At 45.5% G+C, this 16,536-nt stretch carries 17 protein-coding genes and 1 tRNA gene; 1 reads left to right on the top strand and 17 read right to left on the bottom strand.

All coding sequences use genetic code 11. The features are described 5' to 3' along the window. Nucleotides 1-91: 91 nt before the first annotated feature. From eno to Q0785_RS15815, 10 genes are all read right to left on the bottom strand, one after another. Nucleotides 92-1,387, bottom strand: coding sequence for a phosphopyruvate hydratase (gene eno, locus Q0785_RS15770; RefSeq protein ID WP_298831955.1), 1,296 nt, complete (start codon nucleotides 1,385-1,387; stop codon nucleotides 92-94). Nucleotides 1,388-1,403: 16 nt separating this feature from the next. Next, nucleotides 1,404-2,936 carry a 2,3-bisphosphoglycerate-independent phosphoglycerate mutase gene (gene gpmI, locus Q0785_RS15775; RefSeq protein WP_298831958.1) on the bottom strand — a complete coding sequence of 511 codons (1,533 nt, stop codon included), beginning with the start codon at nucleotides 2,934-2,936 and terminating at the stop codon, nucleotides 1,404-1,406. Continuing rightward, the gene (gene tpiA / locus Q0785_RS15780) at nucleotides 2,929-3,690 is read right to left on the bottom strand and encodes a triose-phosphate isomerase (RefSeq protein WP_298831960.1); all 762 of its coding nucleotides are present in this window, start codon (nucleotides 3,688-3,690) and stop codon (nucleotides 2,929-2,931) included. Before tpiA ends, gpmI begins: the two co-directional genes overlap by 8 nt. Before the next feature lie 28 nt (nucleotides 3,691-3,718). After that, nucleotides 3,719-4,903, bottom strand: coding sequence for a phosphoglycerate kinase (locus Q0785_RS15785; protein WP_298831962.1), 1,185 nt, complete (start codon nucleotides 4,901-4,903; stop codon nucleotides 3,719-3,721). Nucleotides 4,904-5,013: 110 nt separating this feature from the next. Then, entirely contained in the window at nucleotides 5,014-6,021 is a 1,008-nt protein-coding gene (gene gap, locus Q0785_RS15790) for a type I glyceraldehyde-3-phosphate dehydrogenase (protein WP_298831965.1), read from the bottom strand. Continuing rightward, the gene (locus Q0785_RS15795; RefSeq protein ID WP_298831968.1) at nucleotides 6,022-7,065 is read right to left on the bottom strand and encodes a sugar-binding domain-containing protein; all 1,044 of its coding nucleotides are present in this window, start codon (nucleotides 7,063-7,065) and stop codon (nucleotides 6,022-6,024) included. Between the two features lie 107 nt (nucleotides 7,066-7,172). Next, entirely contained in the window at nucleotides 7,173-7,403 is a 231-nt protein-coding gene (locus tag Q0785_RS15800; protein WP_298831971.1) for a glutaredoxin family protein, read from the bottom strand. Nucleotides 7,404-7,540: 137 nt separating this feature from the next. Beyond that, entirely contained in the window at nucleotides 7,541-8,323 is a 783-nt protein-coding gene (locus Q0785_RS15805) for a YgcG family protein (RefSeq protein ID WP_298831973.1), read from the bottom strand. After that, nucleotides 8,320-8,904 carry a LemA family protein gene (locus Q0785_RS15810; protein WP_298831976.1) on the bottom strand — a complete coding sequence of 195 codons (585 nt, stop codon included), beginning with the start codon at nucleotides 8,902-8,904 and terminating at the stop codon, nucleotides 8,320-8,322. Before Q0785_RS15810 ends, Q0785_RS15805 begins: the two co-directional genes overlap by 4 nt. Before the next feature lie 302 nt (nucleotides 8,905-9,206). After that, nucleotides 9,207-9,278: transfer RNA gene (locus tag Q0785_RS15815), tRNA-Arg, on the bottom strand. Between the two features lie 172 nt (nucleotides 9,279-9,450). Here Q0785_RS15815 and clpP point away from each other — a divergent pair. After that, the gene (gene clpP / locus Q0785_RS15820) at nucleotides 9,451-10,062 is read left to right on the top strand and encodes an ATP-dependent Clp endopeptidase proteolytic subunit ClpP (protein WP_223641794.1); all 612 of its coding nucleotides are present in this window, start codon (nucleotides 9,451-9,453) and stop codon (nucleotides 10,060-10,062) included. A gap of 50 nt (nucleotides 10,063-10,112) precedes the next feature. On the opposite strand, the gene Q0785_RS15825 is transcribed toward clpP, so the two are convergent. From Q0785_RS15825 to Q0785_RS15855, 7 genes are all read right to left on the bottom strand, one after another. After that, complete coding sequence (locus Q0785_RS15825; RefSeq protein ID WP_298831982.1) at nucleotides 10,113-10,370, bottom strand: HPr family phosphocarrier protein; 258 nt, start codon at nucleotides 10,368-10,370, stop codon at nucleotides 10,113-10,115. Nucleotides 10,371-10,424: 54 nt separating this feature from the next. Then, nucleotides 10,425-11,375 (bottom strand): DNA-binding protein WhiA, encoded by a 951-nt coding sequence (gene whiA / locus Q0785_RS15830; RefSeq protein ID WP_223641789.1) that lies wholly within the window; start codon nucleotides 11,373-11,375, stop codon nucleotides 10,425-10,427. A gap of 23 nt (nucleotides 11,376-11,398) precedes the next feature. Continuing rightward, complete coding sequence (locus tag Q0785_RS15835; protein ID WP_223641778.1) at nucleotides 11,399-12,394, bottom strand: YvcK family protein; 996 nt, start codon at nucleotides 12,392-12,394, stop codon at nucleotides 11,399-11,401. A 4-nt stretch (nucleotides 12,395-12,398) separates the two neighbouring features. Beyond that, nucleotides 12,399-13,280, bottom strand: coding sequence for an RNase adapter RapZ (rapZ, locus tag Q0785_RS15840; protein WP_298831989.1), 882 nt, complete (start codon nucleotides 13,278-13,280; stop codon nucleotides 12,399-12,401). Then, nucleotides 13,273-13,758 (bottom strand): 8-oxo-dGTP diphosphatase, encoded by a 486-nt coding sequence (locus Q0785_RS15845; RefSeq protein WP_298831992.1) that lies wholly within the window; start codon nucleotides 13,756-13,758, stop codon nucleotides 13,273-13,275. The genes rapZ and Q0785_RS15845 overlap by 8 nt, the downstream gene beginning before the upstream one ends. Nucleotides 13,759-13,964: 206 nt before the next feature. Beyond that, complete coding sequence (trxB, locus tag Q0785_RS15850; protein WP_298831995.1) at nucleotides 13,965-14,927, bottom strand: thioredoxin-disulfide reductase; 963 nt, start codon at nucleotides 14,925-14,927, stop codon at nucleotides 13,965-13,967. Nucleotides 14,928-14,990: 63 nt separating this feature from the next. Next, on the bottom strand, nucleotides 14,991-16,520 hold the full coding sequence (locus Q0785_RS15855) for a tetratricopeptide repeat protein (protein WP_298831998.1): 1,530 nt from the start codon (nucleotides 16,518-16,520) through the stop codon (nucleotides 14,991-14,993). Nucleotides 16,521-16,536: the final 16 nt, after the last annotated feature.

Here is a 16,536-nt window from a genome sequence, read left to right on the forward strand (position 1 = left end):
TCCTGAAAAGAACGTTCACAACAAATCTAAGTTTACCAAAAATTGTGACCTGTGACAATAGCAATAGAAAATAGAGGCAAATGCCTCTATTTTATTTTTTCAAGTTGTAGAAAGTTTTTAGACCTAGGTATTGGCCTGTTTCAAATAGCTGGTCTTCGATGCGCAATAATTGGTTGTATTTCGCAACGCGGTCTGTACGTGATGGAGCACCTGTTTTGATCTGTCCTGCGTTTGTCGCTACTGCGATATCCGCAATGGTGACATCTTCAGATTCGCCTGAACGGTGGCTGATGACTGCTGTATAGCCAGCGCGTTTCGCCATTTCAATTGCGTCGAAAGTTTCTGTCAACGTACCGATTTGGTTAACTTTGATCAGGATTGAGTTGCCGATGCCTTCTTCGATTCCTTGAGCCAATTTCTTCGTGTTGGTGACGAATAGATCATCTCCAACCAATTGAACTCGATCGCCGATTCGTTCAGTCAATAATTTGTGTCCAGCCCAGTCGTTTTCATCCAATCCATCTTCGATTGAAATGATCGGGTATTTATTGCAAAGTTCTTCGTACCAGTCGACCATTTCTGCAGAAGTTTTCACTGTGTTGTCCCCAGGCAGGTTGTAGACGCCTTTTTCTTTGTCATAGATTTCAGAAGAAGCAACATCCATCGCCAGTAGTACATCTGTGCCGGCTTTGTAGCCTGCTTTTTCAATTGCTTCCAGGATGGTCGTCAACGCTTCTTCGTTCGAACCTAAGTTCGGAGCAAATCCGCCTTCATCTCCAACAGAAGTATTATAGCCTTTTTCTTTCAATACAGCTTTTAGGTTATGGAAGATTTCTGTACCCATCTGAACTGCTTCACGGAAAGATTCTGCACCGACCGGCATTACCATGAATTCCTGGATGTCCACATTGTTGTCAGCGTGTTCGCCGCCATTTAAGATGTTCATCATTGGAACCGGCAATTGTTTTGCGTTAAAGCCGCCCAAGTATTGGTAAAGTGGAACGTCCAGGTAGTCAGCTGCAGCGTGTGCAACAGCCAAGGAAACACCTAAAATAGCGTTAGCGCCTAAACGGCCTTTGTTTTCTGTTCCGTCCAATTCGATCATCGCGTTATCGATGGATACCTGGTCCAGCACTGAGTATTTTTCCTCCAACGCTTCCGCAATTTCAGTATCGACAAACTCGACGGCTTTTAATACGCCTTTTCCAAGGAAACGGCTCTTGTCGCCATCGCGGAGCTCGACTGCTTCGTGTTCGCCTGTAGAAGCGCCTGAAGGTACGATCGCGCGGCCAAATGCGCCGCTTTCTGTGAATACCTCAACTTCGATTGTTGGGTTCCCTCGTGAATCTAATACTTCGCGTGCTTGAATTTGTGTGATAATTGGCAATTAAAACAGCTCCCTTTTAATATAATGGTTTTCCTGTCATTTCAATCGGTTGTTCAATATCCAGCATTTTTAAAATTGTTGGTGCCAAATCGGCAAGAATGCCGCCGGTTCGAAGTACATGGCCTGATTTCGTCAAAATCACCGGTACCTGGTTCGTAGTATGCGCCGTCATCGGCAAACCTTCAACCGTACGGACTTCATCGGCATTGCCATGGTCAGCAGTAATTAACGCCGAACCGCCTTGTGCATGCAATGCATCAACTATGCGGCCGAGGCACTCATCTACGACTTCAATGGCACGGATGGTCGGTTCCAGCAAGCCGCTGTGGCCGACCATGTCCGGATTAGCGAAATTCAGGATGATGGCATCGTGTGCGCCAGCTTCAATCTGCTCCACTAAACGGTCTGTCACTTCATAAGCACTCATTTCAGGTTGCAGATCGTATGTAGCAACTTTCGGCGATGCTACGAGTATACGGTCTTCACCAGGAAAGACATCTTCGCGTCCTCCGCTCATAAAGAAAGTGACATGCGGATATTTCTCAGTTTCGGCAATCCGAAGCTGAGTCAATCCATTAGCCGATACCACTTCACCGATGGTATTTTCCAGGTTCAGTGTTTCGAATGCCACCCGGGTCGGCAAATCATCACTATAGGAAGTGAATGTGATATAGCTTAAATCTTTCGGATGTTTAGTGCTTAACGGGAATCCCGTGAAATCTTCCCGGATAAATGCGGACGTCAATTGAATTGAACGGTCCGGGCGGAAGTTAAAGAAAATCAGCGAATCGCCCGAATCGATGGTAGCCACTGGCTTGCCGTCTTCAACGATGGCAAATGGCACGACAAATTCGTCTGAAACGTCCAAGTCGTATGAATACGTAATGCCGGCATTTGCAGAAGGAGCCGTTTTTCCGATTCCGTCAACCAATACACGGTATGCCAGATCGGCACGTTCCCAGCGCTGGTCGCGGTCCATTGCATAATAGCGTCCGCTGATCGATGCGAATTTACCGACACCGATTTTTTCCATTTCACGTTCAGCTTGCTCTACATATTTAAGAGCCGTTCTCGGCCCTACGTCGCGGCCGTCGAGGAAACCGTGGACATAGACTTCCGATAATCCCTGTTGTTTGGCAAGTCTCAGCAAAGCGAAAAGATGCTCATAATGGCTGTGTACGCCGCCATCAGACAATAACCCTAAAATATGAAGGGCTTTGCCGCGGTTTTTGGCGTTGCCGACCGCTTCAAGAAAAGCGGCATTCTCATAAAAATCGCCATCGCGGATCGACTTATTGATACGGGTCAAATTTTGGTAAACAATCCGTCCTGCACCAATATTCAGGTGGCCGACTTCAGAATTACCCATTTGGCCTTCCGGCAATCCGACAGCTTCGCCCGAAGCCGTCAGCAACTCATGCGGATAAGTTTTCCATAGTCTGTCGAAATTCGGTTTGTTGGCTTGTGCTACGGCATTACCGAAAGTCTCTTCGCGGCATCCAAATCCATCTAAGATGATAAGCGCCGCTGGATGTTCGGTTTTACGCATGTGAACCAGCCTCCAACAATTTGACAAAAGAGTCGGCTTCCAAGCTTGCGCCGCCAACCAACGCTCCGTCAATATGTTCCATTCCCATTAATTCATCGATGTTAGCCGGTTTTACGCTGCCGCCGTATTGAACGCGAAGCTGCTCAGCTGCCTGTTCGTTATACAACGCAGCCACTTTTTTGCGGACGATTCCGCAAACTTCATTGGCATCTTCCGCAGTAGCGGTTTTTCCTGTTCCGATTGCCCAGATAGGCTCGTAGGCAATGACCAATTGCGTGATTTGCTCTTCAGTCAAACCGGAAATCCCTTTTTCCACTTGCGCTTCTACAACAGCACCGGTTTCACCATTTTCACGATGCTCCAACGTTTCTCCGACGCAAAGAATTGGCACTAAACCGTGGTTGAAAGCAGCTTTTACTTTTTGGTTTGCCGATTCGTCAGTTTCGTTGAAATATTGGCGGCGTTCCGAATGGCCGATAATGACATACTTCACACCGATATCCGTCAATTGAACAGGGCTGATTTCGCCTGTAAATGCACCTTCGTCTTCTGCGGACATCGTTTGTGCGCCGATTTGAAGCGGGCTTCCTTCTGCAGATACGACCAGCTGCGCCAAAAATAGCGCCGGTGCGCAAATGACAGCATCCAGTTTTTCAGAATCCGGCACCAAGCCGTTTACTTCCTCGACAAACTGTTTTGCCTCTGTTGCTGTTTTGTACATTTTCCAGTTTCCTGCAATAATTGGTTTTCTCACAAAAACACTCCCTTTCAAATCATTCGTTTTACTTGTCGGTTAATGCACTGACACCCGGCAAGTCCTTGCCTTCCATAAACTCCAGTGATGCACCGCCGCCAGTAGAGATATGATCCATCTTTTCAGCTACATGGAATTTTTCAACAGCTGCAGCAGAATCTCCTCCGCCTATTACGGTATAGCCTGAAGTTTCCGCCATCGCCTGCGCCACAGATTTCGTGCCGTTTTCGAATGCCGGCATTTCAAAGACGCCCATCGGTCCGTTCCAGATGATCAACTTTGAATCCTTGATGACATCCGCGTACAACGCTGCGGTTTCTGGCCCAATATCCAAGCCCATCCAGTCCGCCGGAATTTCTTCGATTTTCACACTTTTCGTATCGGCATCTTTTGAAAATTCGCTGGCTGCAGTTGCATCAATCGGCAAATAGAATTTAACGCCTTTTTGTTTTGCTTTTTCGATGAACGAGTTCGCGAGCTCTAATTTATCTTCTTCTACAAGGGAGTTTCCGATTTCATAGCCTTGCGCTTTGATGAAGGTATACGAAAGCCCTCCGCCAATCAACAAATTGTCAACTTTATCCAATAGATGATCAATGACGCCAATCTTATCTTTCACTTTAGCCCCGCCGATGATTGCTGTAAATGGACGTTCTGGTTCGGATAGGGCCTTGCCTAAAACATCAAGTTCTTTTTCCAGCAGCAAACCTGACACGGCTGGCAAATAGTTTGCAATGCCGGCTGTAGATGCGTGTGCCCGGTGAGCTGCACCGAAAGCATCGTTGACGAAGACATCCGCCAGCGCAGCAAATGCTTTTGCGAGCTCTTCATCGTTCTTTTCTTCACCCGGATGGAAGCGGACATTTTCAAGCAGGATGATGTCGCCTTCCTGCATTGCTGAAATCTCCTGCTCGACTTTTTCCCCGATCGATTCGTCCAGGCTTTTCACTTCTTTATGTAACAATTCACCCAAACGGACACCTGTGGCAGCCAGTCTCATGTCTTCGTTGACCTCGCCCTTAGGTCTGCCCAAATGGCTCGCCAAAATAACTTTTGCTCCTTGTTCGATCAAGTATTCAATGGTTGGCACAGCTGCGCGGATTCTTGTATCATCCGTCACTTTGCCTTCTTCCATCGGTACATTGAAATCGACACGGCAAAATACACGTTTTCCTTTCAAATCCAAATCTTTCATGGTCATTTTCTGCTGCATGAAAATACCTCCTATTTGTATTCAAAAAAATAAGGAGCGGGGTATGTCCCCGCCCCTTTTACCCTCTTTTATTATAGAGGTTCATTGGTAATTAAGCTATGATTTTGGGATTACAAGCCCGTTTTATACATATGCAATGCAAGGTCGATACAACGTCCTGAATAACCGGATTCATTGTCGTACCAAGCTAGGACTTTGACCATGTTATCGCCAAGTGCCATTGTTGATAAACCATCAACTGTTGAAGAAGCAGTATTGCCGTTGTAGTCTTTTGAAACTAATGGAAGGTCGCTGTATTCAAGGTAACCTTTCAATTCGTTTTCAGTCGCTTCTTTCAAAGCATTGTTGACGTCTTCAGCAGTTACTTTTTGCTCAAGATCCACTACAAGGTCAATCAATGAAACGTTTGATGTTGGTACACGGATAGCCATTCCATCAATTTTGCCTTTCAATTCAGGCAACACTTGTGATACAGCTACTGCTGCTCCAGTTGTTGTCGGAATCATTGATTCTGCAGCTGCACGTGCACGACGGTAATCTTTGTGTGGAGAATCCAAAAGGATTTGGTCATTTGTGTAAGAGTGGATCGTTGTCATCATTGCATGCTTGATGCCGAAACGGTCATTCAATACTTTAGAAATGCCGGCAAGGCCGTTTGTTGTACAAGAAGCGTTTGAAACCACATCATGCTCTTCAGGGTTGTATGTTTCATGGTTAACTCCCATAACAAGTGTCTTCATGCCGTTTTTACCCGGTGCTGAAACGATGACTTTCTTCGCTCCTGCTTCGATGTGTTTTGAAGCAGATTCTGTGTCTGTGAAGAATCCAGTAGACTCAACAACGATGTCTACGCCAAGCTCTCCCCAAGGAAGGTTCGATGGATCTTTTTCAGAGAATACACGGATAGTTTTGCCGTTGACAACAATGTTGTCGCCTTCTGCTGAAACTTCTGCATCCAATGTTCCGTGAATAGAATCGTATTTTAGAAGGTGAGCCAACATTTTAGCGTCAGTCAAGTCATTTACCGCTACGACTTCCACTTCTTCGTTTGCCATTGCTCCACGAAATACGATGCGTCCAATACGTCCAAATCCGTTAATTGCTAATTTTAAAGTCATTTATAATTCCTCCAATTTTTTAGTCAATCCAAGTATTTTCCGTGCGGCGCCTTCGTCTGTGACCAGCACTGTCGGTTTTGGCGCATTCTTGAAATAAGATAAAATCGCTCTTGCTTTGGAACCTCCACCGGCAACCGCTAAAATAGTCGAAGCTTTTTGTACCTGCTCCAATTGAATGCCCGCTGTGCGGATGCGATAAACAATTTTTCCGTCTTTATCGAAATAATAGCCGAAAGCCTCACTAACCGCTCCGCCCGAACGTATCTTCTCTACTTCTTCTAAAGAAGAGTGGCGGCGGACCGCCATCTCTTCCGCATTGCCTATGCCATGGACCACTACATCAGTCTGATCATACAAGTCCATCATTTCCTTGATCACGGGCTCTTTCATCATCATTGCAAATGCTTCGGCACTTAAGTGATCAGGCAAGTAAAGCGTTTTGAACGAACCACCTGTTTTTTCGGCAAATGCCGCTGCGATCGTATTGGCCTGATGAAGTACATCTTCTCCCAATCCACCGCGGGCTGCGATGAATTGAAGTGCCCGATCAGGTTTGCTGATGGATAATTCTTTGGAAATGGCGGCCATTGTGCTGCCGCCAGTAACAGCTATTTTCTTATGGCGGATGAATAATGCTTCCAAAAGACGGGCAGCTTCTTTGCCGATATGGGATTTCACTGCTGGAATCTCATCGCTGTCCTGCGGCAAAATGACCACTTTCGAGATCTTCAAAATTGTTTGCAGCTGTTTTTCCATGTCTGTCAATCCAGACATTTCACGAACGAAAACCTTTAACTTTTCCAGCACTTCCAGACCCTGAGAAGTAACTGTCATACCTGCTGTCTTCATCTCAATCAACTGCTGATTGCGCAGCAGATCGGTTTCTTTTCTGATTTCCCGCTCTGTTGCACCGGCAACTTCACTTAAAGTTCGTCTGCCGATCGGTTGTTCCAAATTGATTGTCTGTAAAATCTGGTAACGCTTTTTCAGGAGTTCGGACATTTCCGGCATCAGTTTTTGCTGAGCGTCAGATAATGCATCCATGTTTTCACTCCGTTCTAGCTGGACGTTTTTTGTCCCAATAGAATATTTTGTGTCCCACTAAAATCATTCTACCTAATGATTCTTTTAATTGCAAATAAAAAGAAGCGTTAAATTTCTAACGCTTCCAGTAATTCTACGTAACCGATATTTCCATATAGCAATATTTCATTGTCTTTTTCCAGTACGGGAATCATTAGCATGTATTTTTCATGCAATGCTTCGTCACTTTCGATATCGACTTCCTGATAAGGCAATGGAAAGTCTTCGTTAACGAGCTGAATCATCAGTTTGGCTTCATCGCATAATGGACAGTTCGAACGCGTGTATAAAGTTAACATCGTATACCTTCTTTCTAATAGAAAAGCGCAAGCAGCCGTTAAGCGACTTGAGGGGCTGGCTGCTGGAGTCTGGACAAAGAAAAGCGTAAGCGCCCGTATAAACGAATGCAAGCTGAAAGCCATAAATTCTTAAACCTTTAGAAACCTCGGCCAGCGCCGCCGCCTCCGGATGAGCCGCCTCCGCCTCCGCGGAAACCACCACCACCGAAGCCTCCCCCACCAAATCCACCGCCGAAGCTTCCGGGGCCCATATAAACGCCTCTTCCGCCTCGGCGTCTCGCACGTCCACCACCTTTGCCGCCTCCACCCCCAGTGATAAGAATGAGGATCGCGGACACGATCAGGATGGTCATGAACGGCGGAAGCCCTTCCTGCGGTTGTTGGGAAGTAGCTGCCTGCGGTTCTACAGGTTCACCGTTCCATTGATATTCAGCAGCGACTTCCTGATAGAGAACTTCATATAAATTGATGACGCCTTCACTATAATTGCCTTGGCTCAAATAAGGAATCGCGTATTCATCTAAAATCCGGCCGACTTTTCCGTCCGGCAACGCACCTTCAAGGCCATAGCCGATTTCCACATAAATTTCCCGATTATCCGGTTCATCCAGTGACAACACCACCAGAACGCCGTTGTTTTCCTCTTCCGCCCCGACGCCATAATGGCGGAACGCTTCGTTGGCGTAGCTTTCGATCGGCTCGCCTTCAAGTGTCGGAATCACCAGCAACATGATTTGAGCAGTTGTGGCGTCTTCCAGCCCACGACCCAATTGACGGATTTCTTCTTTCTGCTGCTCCGTCAAAATACCGACTTCGTCTTGAACATAGAGATCATTCGTCAATTCCGGAAAGTCAGCTGCCAAGCCACGCCCACTGACCATCAGCAGCAGGAAGCAGATGAGCACTATTCTGCGTCTCATTGTTCATCCTCATCAGTTCCGAAATCGACTTCCGGTGCTTCAGAAGCATCCGGATCCGCTTCAAAATACTCTTTCTCGTCAAAACCAAAAACTCCCGCAATCATGTTTCCAGGAAAACTTCTGGCTTTGCGGTTAAATTCAGAAACCGTTCCATTATAATCCTGTCTGGCTACCGCTATCCGATTTTCCGTACCTGCCAATTCATCAGAAAGCTGCTGGAAATTTTCACTGGAACGAATTTCAGGGTAGTTCTCCACCACCACCAACAAACGGCTCAATGCCCCGCTCAACTCGGCATCCGCCTCAGCCTGTTCACTGACACCTTCAGCACCTGCCAAATTTGAACGGGCCTCCGTTACGCTGTCAATGACATCCTGCTCCTGGTCGGCAAATCCTTTCACCGTCTCAACCAGGTTCGGAATCAAATCAAGCCTGCGCTGCAGTTGGTTCTCAATCTGAGCATAGGACTGATTGACATCCTCTTCAAGCTGCACAAAGCTGTTATAACTCGGCACCAAAATTGCCGCGATGATGACAATAATCGCAATCACAATAATGATGGGTATCAATAATTTTTTCAAAAGCTCCACCTCTTCACTAGTATGTATTACTAGTCATTTCCCTTTGCTGGAGTTCTTTTAAACGTTTCTTTTTGAAACATAAATGGAAATGGTTTCACTGGGAGATACCGGACAGCAAACTATAGAAATTGACTAGTCATAAAAAAAAAGATAGAGCGATAATGGATTGGAAAGTGAAATTTATAGCCGTCCCAGATGTCTATTTCTATTTAATAAGTTGTAACCGATTTGAAAATCTTACTAGCGCCACAAAAAAAAAGCCCATTTTACCGGATAAGGTAAAATGAGCTTTGCTTTTTTTATGCCCTCGGAAGGAATCGAACCTCCATCTCAAGAACCGGAATCTTACGTGTGATCCATTACACTACGAGGGCGTTTTCGCTATTAGCGACTTTTCTATTATACAAAAGTATTTCAACTTAATCAAGTCTATTTTTTTGATTCGTTAGATTTGACCTTCATTGACCATCATGTGTATGATAATAGTACAGCTGAGAGAACTTTCAGCATTGTTTGCAAACCACTTAATCGAGGAGGAACTATTCTATGAACTTAATTCCTACAGTAATTGAACAAACTAGCCGAGGCGAACGTGCTTATGATATCTATTCACGTTTGTTGAAAGACCGCGTAATTATGCTGGGCAGCGGCATTGATGATAATGTTGCAAATTCAATTGTTGCACAACTTTTGTTCCTGGAAGCAGAAGATCCAGATAAGGATATTTCAATTTACATCAACAGCCCGGGCGGCAGCATCACTGCCGGAATGGCGATTTATGACACAATGCAGTTTATTCGTCCCGATGTTCAAACAATCTGTATCGGTATGGCCGCTTCAATGGGAGCTTTCTTACTTGCAGCAGGAACAAAAGGCAAACGCTTGGCGCTTCCAAATGCTGAAGTCATGATTCACCAACCACTTGGCGGTGCTCAAGGCCAAGCAACTGAAATTGAAATTGCCGCGAAACGTATTCTTCACCTTCGCGAGAAGCTGAACCAGATTCTTTCTGAACGCACAGGTCAGCCAATCGATGTCATTTCCAAAGATACAGACCGCGATAACTTCATGACAGCAGAACGTGCACTTGAATACGGCTTGATCGACCAGGTCATCACACGCAGCAAGTTGCCTGAAGACCATAAAAAAGATATCTAAAACAAAAACTCACAGCCCATGGCTGTGAGTTTTTTTCTGTTTAATGATGATTAAGCTTCCTGTTCGATGATTTCCGATAAAGCATGAACCGCTTTCTCTTCATCCAATCCATCTGCCGAAATTTTTACCTCTGTGCCTTTGCTGATGGCGAGACTCATAATTCCCATGATGCTTTTGGCATTTACTTTTTTATTGTCTTTTTCTAAATAGACATCCGCAGTGTACCGGTTCGCTTCCTGAACAAATAAAGCTGCCTGCCTTGCTTGAAGACCTGTTTTTAATAGTACTTTCACCTGTTTTTCAACCATACATATCCTCCTCCGAAAACTTCGCTCTCATTTATATGAAAGAACAGCCCTTATTTAGCGGCCGATCATTTCTCCTTTTCTCAATGACGCTGCAATCTCATCAATTTTCCGCAGCCGGTGGTTTACTCCCGACTTGCTTACCGTACCACCTGATACCATTTCCCCTAATTCTTTAAGAGTCACGTCTTGATACTCTACCCGAAGTCGGGCAATTTCACGCAATCTTTCAGGCAATTGATCGATTCCGATTGTTTGATCGATAAAACGGATGTTTTCCACTTGCCGCAATGCAGCATCGATGGTTTTGTTTAAGTTAGCGGTCTCACAATTCACAAGACGGTTGACGCTGTTGCGCATGTCCCGAATGATTCGGACATCCTCAAACTTCAATAGAGCGGAATGCGCTCCTGTGATGCTCAGAAAGTCAGAGATTTTTTCTGCTTCTTTCAAATAGGTCACAAACCCTTTTTTCCGCTCAATCGTTTTGCTGTTTAAATGGAACTCGTTCATCAACTCAACTAGAGAATCTGCATGGTCTTTGTAAAGTGAATAGATTTCCAAATGGTAGGATGAGGTTTCGGGATTATTGACGGATCCTCCCGCCAAAAAAGCTCCCCGCAGATAAGAGCGTTTACAGCAGTTCTTCTCAATCAGCGACTTGACGATCTGATGCTGGAACTGGAAGCCTTCCGTCAAAATTTCCAGATCCTCAAGAATATGTTTGGCGCCTTCACGGATTCTGCAAATATAGATGTTGTTCTTTTTTAGGCGCATCTTTTTTCTGACGAGCAATTCAACAGGATATGCTTTGTAGAAACGCTTTAAAAGTGTGTAGATGCGTCGGGCAATTGCCGCATTTTCGGTTTGGATATCCAGGCTCAATTGCCGATTGGAAAACGATAGGGTTCCATTCATCCGGATCATTGCGGACAACTCTGCTTTTCCACAGCAATCATCCACTTCTAATTGCGTCATTTCTTTTTTGGTTTCAGATGCAAAAGACAAAATTCGTTCCCCCTTTCAAAGCACTAGAAATAAAGCTGCTTCGAATCTTCACTGGCACGGCCTCCAGCATATTCAAATAACCATTCCGCCACTTTCATTGGCTCATGCCGTACAGTTTCGCCAAAGATGTTGGCAATGTCTTTTCTATAGACTTCAAGTCCCATCTGCTTTAGCCGCTCTTCATCGTATTCAACCGGCGATGCCTTCTCTTTTTTGTAACGCTCGGCAACGAGCGGCGGCATTTGGACTTTATCAAGCAGGATGGCATCCAGAAAACTCTCCCCTACATGCTCATATAATGCCTTCACATGATCAGAGGCTGTATATTTATAGGTTTCACCCGCTTGTGTCATTAGGTTGCAGATGTATATTTTCTTAGCCTTCGCAGCAATTACTGCTTTTTTGATATCCTTCACCAATAGATTCGGTAAAATACTGGTATAAAGAGACCCTGGCCCGACAACGATCACATCCGCACTTTCAATCGCTGCGATAGTGGCAGGCAAAGTTTTCACATCGTGAGGTTCGATGAACACCCGTTTGATCGGCTGCAGGTAGGCAGGAATTTTTGACTCGCCTTTGATGATGGTCCCATCTTCCAATTCCGCATTGAGTGTCACGATTTGATTGGCTGCAGGCAAGACAGTTCCATTGACGCTTAATACCCGGCTCATTTCACGGACTGCATGGGAAAAGTCTCCCGTAATATCCGTAAGTGCTGCAAGCATTAAATTTCCTAGGGAGTGCCCATCGAGGTCTAAGGAATGTTTAAAGCGATATTGGAACATTTCAGCAACTAAAGGTTCCGTATCCGACAATGCCGCAAGGACATTTCGAATATCACCTGGAGGAGGAATATCCAAATCATTTCTTAAACGGCCTGAACTTCCTCCGTCATCCGCAACAGTTACGATAGCCGTCAAATCTAACGGATACAGCTTCAATCCGCGCAAAAGTGTTGAAAGTCCCGTTCCGCCTCCTAAAATAACGACGCGTTTCCGGTGCTGGTTGCGTTCCATGCACTCAATCCTTTCTTATTTTGACATCCCTGTGCGTCACGATGACTTTATTGTTTTCAGCCAGAAGCTTGCCATAGTATTCGGCCAAAGTCACTGAACGGTGTTGGCCGCCCGTACAGCCAAATGCTATGACCAGCTGCGCTTTTCCTTCGTTTTTATACTGTGGAATCATGAACTGCAGTAAATCCGTCAGTTTTTCCAGGAGTGTCTGCGTCTCCTGCCATTTCAGTACATAGCTTGAGACCCGTTCATCGAGGCCAGACAAGGGATTCAACTCTTCAATATAATAAGGATTCGGCAAAAAGCGGACGTCGAACACTAAATCGGCATCGATTGGCATACCATGCTTGAATCCGAAAGACATCACATTCACTGTGAAGACATTACTGGTCTTTGATGAAAAATCGGCGATGATTCTTTCTTTCAGCTGACGCGGGGTCATGCCGGAAGTATTATAGATATATTGTGCTCTTCCTTGAAGGTCGCTCAGCATATCGCGTTCTTTTTTGATGCCGCCCAAGACCAATCCGCCTGGAGACAATGGGTGGGATCTTCTTGTTTCTTTGTAACGGCTCACTAATGTCTGATTTTCCGCATCCAGAAATAGAACGGTGATGGAAACGTTCGGTTCCTGCGACAAATGGTCGATTGCGTCCAAGAGGCTATCGAAAAAATCACCGCCGCGCAAATCCATAACTGCCGCTACCCGCTTCATCGATTTTCCTGAATCCCTCATCAATTTGATAAAAGTAGGCAATAATGCAGGCGGTAAATTGTCAATCGTAAAAAAACCCAGATCTTCGAAGCTTTGGATTGCGACAGTCTTTCCTGCGCCTGACATGCCAGTGATGATGATTAACTCAGTTTCTTCCTTACGGTTATCCATTCTGGTGTTTCACCTCTTCAGTTGATGATTGGATGGTTTCTTTGATCAGCTGGAATTCCGGCGTGTAATAGAAAGTTCCATATTGAATGCCTGGCCGGTTGGCTGCAAACTGCAGATTGGTTCGATCGCCTTCTGCCATCGGCAAAAATGCCAGTTGCCCCACTGGATGCCATTCCAGCAATCCTTCAGTTGTTTCTTCAAATATATCTCCAGTCAAATTGTTCGCAGCAAATGTATACAACATCCACTCGTCCACAATTTGGTCATTTTCCTGGATCATCATCGTATAGACCCCTTTTAAATGTGTACCGATCGGGGTAGCATTCGTTTCTTCTTTGAATTCACGGACTGCCGCTTCGAAAATCGACTCTCCGGCCTCCATCTTCCCACCGGGTGCCACATACCAGTCACGCCGTGGTTTCTTCAATAATAATACTTGCCCATTTTTGATGACTAATAAATTCGCGATTCGCTGCACATTCGACACTCCGCATCTATTGTAAACTTACTCCATTATACATGTATCCTGGTGTGTCATGCAAAAGAATGCAAAAAAAAGAGGCCATCTTCCGAGTAGCTCGAAAGATGGCCCATCAAAAATTCTTTATAAAAAGGGGGTCAATTTACTCTTCCTACTATAACCCTTATTCATGACAAGCGCGTTACAAAATGATTAAGAAACAATTAAGCTTTCGTTTTCATCCCGATTTTTTCTACCAGCTCTTCAATATAATGTTGAGCCGCTTGTGCTGCGATACTGCCGTCACCTGTTGCAGTAACTACTTGGCGCAAGGTTTTTTCACGAACATCGCCTGCTGCATAAATACCAGGCACTTTGGTTTCCATCTTCTCATTAGTCACAACATAGCCTTCATCATTTAAGATGCCCAATTCCGAAAACGGTTTTGTCAACGGCAGCATACCGATATAGATAAAGACGCCATCTGCTTTGAATTCTCTTTCTGTATCATCATCAGTAGACACCAAAGTGACACTTCCGACTTTGCCGTTTCCATCATCGTGAATTTCTTTGACGGTATGGCTCCAGATAAAGTCGATTTTGTCATTGGCAAATGCACGGTCCTGAAGAATTTTCTGTGCACGAAGCTCGTCGCGTCTGTGGACGATAGTGACTTTATCAGCAAAACGGGTCAAGTAGACTCCTTCTTCAACAGCTGAATCTCCACCGCCGACAACGACCAATTCCTTCTGTTTAAAGAAAGCCCCATCACAAACTGCGCAATAGCTTACGCCGCGTCCGCCCAGTTCATTTTCACCCGGGATGCCCATTTTTTTGTACTCCGCACCCGTCGTCACGATGATGGCACGTGTTTTGTATTCTTTCGATCCAGCTTTGATGGTTTTGTATTCTTCTCCATCAACAATTTCAGTTACGTCGCCGTAGGCGTATTCAGCACCGAATTTTTTAGCATGTTCGAACATTTTCGTCGACAGATCCGGCCCAAGAATATGGTCGAAGCCTGGATAGTTTTCAATTTCTTCCGTATTGGCCATCTGGCCCCCTGGAATACCGCGTTCAAGCATTAAGGTTGTCAGATTGGCACGGGAAGTATAGACAGCGGCAGTCATGCCTGCTGGTCCTGCTCCAATAATAATTACATCATAAATTGTATTCGTTTCAGTCATAACAATAGGCCTCCTATTTCTCAGTAGCTAAATCGTATAAGATTCCAGCAAAAGCTTCAACTTTTATGCCTGTGAGCCGAGATTCGGCAAGTAAATGGCTATCTCTTTTATATATTTCGACAAGGTAGCGACCGATATACCAAAACGATCCGCCTGGTGCCGTTTTATCATTTTTTCATTTTTAGAGGATTCGACCATATAGTCTACTGCTGCCGCTAATGCCGCCGGGTTCTTAAACCGATAATTCCGGCTGAAAGCCTCTTCGACCAACAGGAACCACAATTGAAAAACTTCAGCCCGCTGCTTTGTCACCATTCCACTTTGCACATAAAGAAGCTCGGCCGTCTCCATCGCCCGCATGAACGCATGTTCAGCTGGAACTTCCTCTTTGAAGGGGTGGCCCAATGCGTAGCCGAGGACAAAGGTTTCCAGGACGGAAGGCTGATCCGATGCCAACCAATTCGGATGTGAGATGATTTCCTGCTTGTGAACGGATTTGCCCAACAGAAACAAGCCGAATAGCCGTTCACTTTTCTTCTCATGATCCAGCTTTCCGACGAGATAGTCCCTGTCATGCTCCAGCGCATCTGCATGGGGCATCGCGGAATGGTCGTTCCATGGCTCGTAGCCGTCTTTGCCGGGATCCATTTTCTTCAATTGATCCCATGCCTGTCTGGATGCCTCTTCATGTCCCGAATGGTAGGCGGCATGCGACAGCCAGAAATAGAAAGCGGGATCTCCATCAAAGCCGCGTTTCTGCAAGCTTTTCAGCCAGCGATAAGCTTCCTTGTATTTGCCGACCAGCGCAAACGTCGCTCCCAGTTTGTAGCGGTGCTCGAATACGTAAGGCTGGATTTTCTTCAACAGCTCAAGGACGTCTTCCAACTCCGCATTCTTTTCATAATAATGAAAGACTGCTAAATTGCAGAGGGCGTGCAGATTGCCTGTATTTCTCCGCAGTACATCGTGAAGCAGTGCTTTGGCCATTTCGGCTTCTCCGATATAAAAGTAAGCCAGCGCCAGATTATTATAGGCTCCCCAGAAATCCGTCTTTTCTTCGACCAGTTTTTCCAGCAGCTCGATGGCTCCAGCAAAATCACCCTGTTCCATCATGCGGCGCGCCTTTTCCTGGCGATAATAATATTCGCTGTCCTGCGCTTCGCCATCGTCATCAAAAAGCTGCCAGTCTTCCTGTTCCGCAAAATCAACGATTTCCATGGCTTCAGCCGTGTATTTGCCTTGCGTTTCGTACACCAGGTATTTTTTGGCGTATTTTCGTGCATCCCAAAATAAGCCCATATGTGCATGGACTTCAGCGAGGAAAAATAGGATATCAGGCTCTTTTGGATCTAGTTCATACGCCGCATGCAGCATCTCCATCGCCTGTTCGAATTCTTCCATTTCCATCAGCACGATGCCGTACTGCGTCAGAATAAGCGGATCTTTCGGGCTCAGTTCTGTAGCGCGGCGTAAATACTTATGTGCTTTTGGATGATTTTCACGCTGAAGTTCTTTCAGCGCTTTTCTGTAATAAAATTCCCCCGTCGGAATGAAAGACAGTACATTCTTGTAGTTTCTTTTTTTATTCTCCAAAATATGCCTCCGAAAA

The sequence above is a fragment of the uncultured Planococcus sp. genome, assembly GCF_947501725.1.
Lineage (GTDB): Bacteria > Bacillota > Bacilli > Bacillales_A > Planococcaceae > Planococcus > Planococcus donghaensis_C.

Coding starts and splice junctions, on each gene's coding strand:
- gpmI (WP_298831958.1), bottom strand. CDS start 2,936: ATGCGTAAAACCGAACATCCAGCGGCGCTTATCATCTTAGATGGATTT.
- Q0785_RS15785 (WP_298831962.1), bottom strand. CDS start 4,903: ATGCAGCAGAAAATGACCATGAAAGATTTGGATTTGAAAGGAAAACGT.
- gap (WP_298831965.1), bottom strand. CDS start 6,021: ATGACTTTAAAATTAGCAATTAACGGATTTGGACGTATTGGACGCATC.
- Q0785_RS15795 (WP_298831968.1), bottom strand. CDS start 7,065: ATGGATGCATTATCTGACGCTCAGCAAAAACTGATGCCGGAAATGTCC.
- Q0785_RS15800 (WP_298831971.1), bottom strand. CDS start 7,403: ATGTTAACTTTATACACGCGTTCGAACTGTCCATTATGCGATGAAGCC.
- Q0785_RS15805 (WP_298831973.1), bottom strand. CDS start 8,323: ATGAGACGCAGAATAGTGCTCATCTGCTTCCTGCTGCTGATGGTCAGT.
- clpP (WP_223641794.1), top strand. CDS start 9,451: ATGAACTTAATTCCTACAGTAATTGAACAAACTAGCCGAGGCGAACGT.
- Q0785_RS15825 (WP_298831982.1), bottom strand. CDS start 10,370: ATGGTTGAAAAACAGGTGAAAGTACTATTAAAAACAGGTCTTCAAGCA.
- Q0785_RS15835 (WP_223641778.1), bottom strand. CDS start 12,394: ATGGAACGCAACCAGCACCGGAAACGCGTCGTTATTTTAGGAGGCGGA.
- rapZ (WP_298831989.1), bottom strand. CDS start 13,280: ATGGATAACCGTAAGGAAGAAACTGAGTTAATCATCATCACTGGCATG.
- trxB (WP_298831995.1), bottom strand. CDS start 14,927: ATGACTGAAACGAATACAATTTATGATGTAATTATTATTGGAGCAGGA.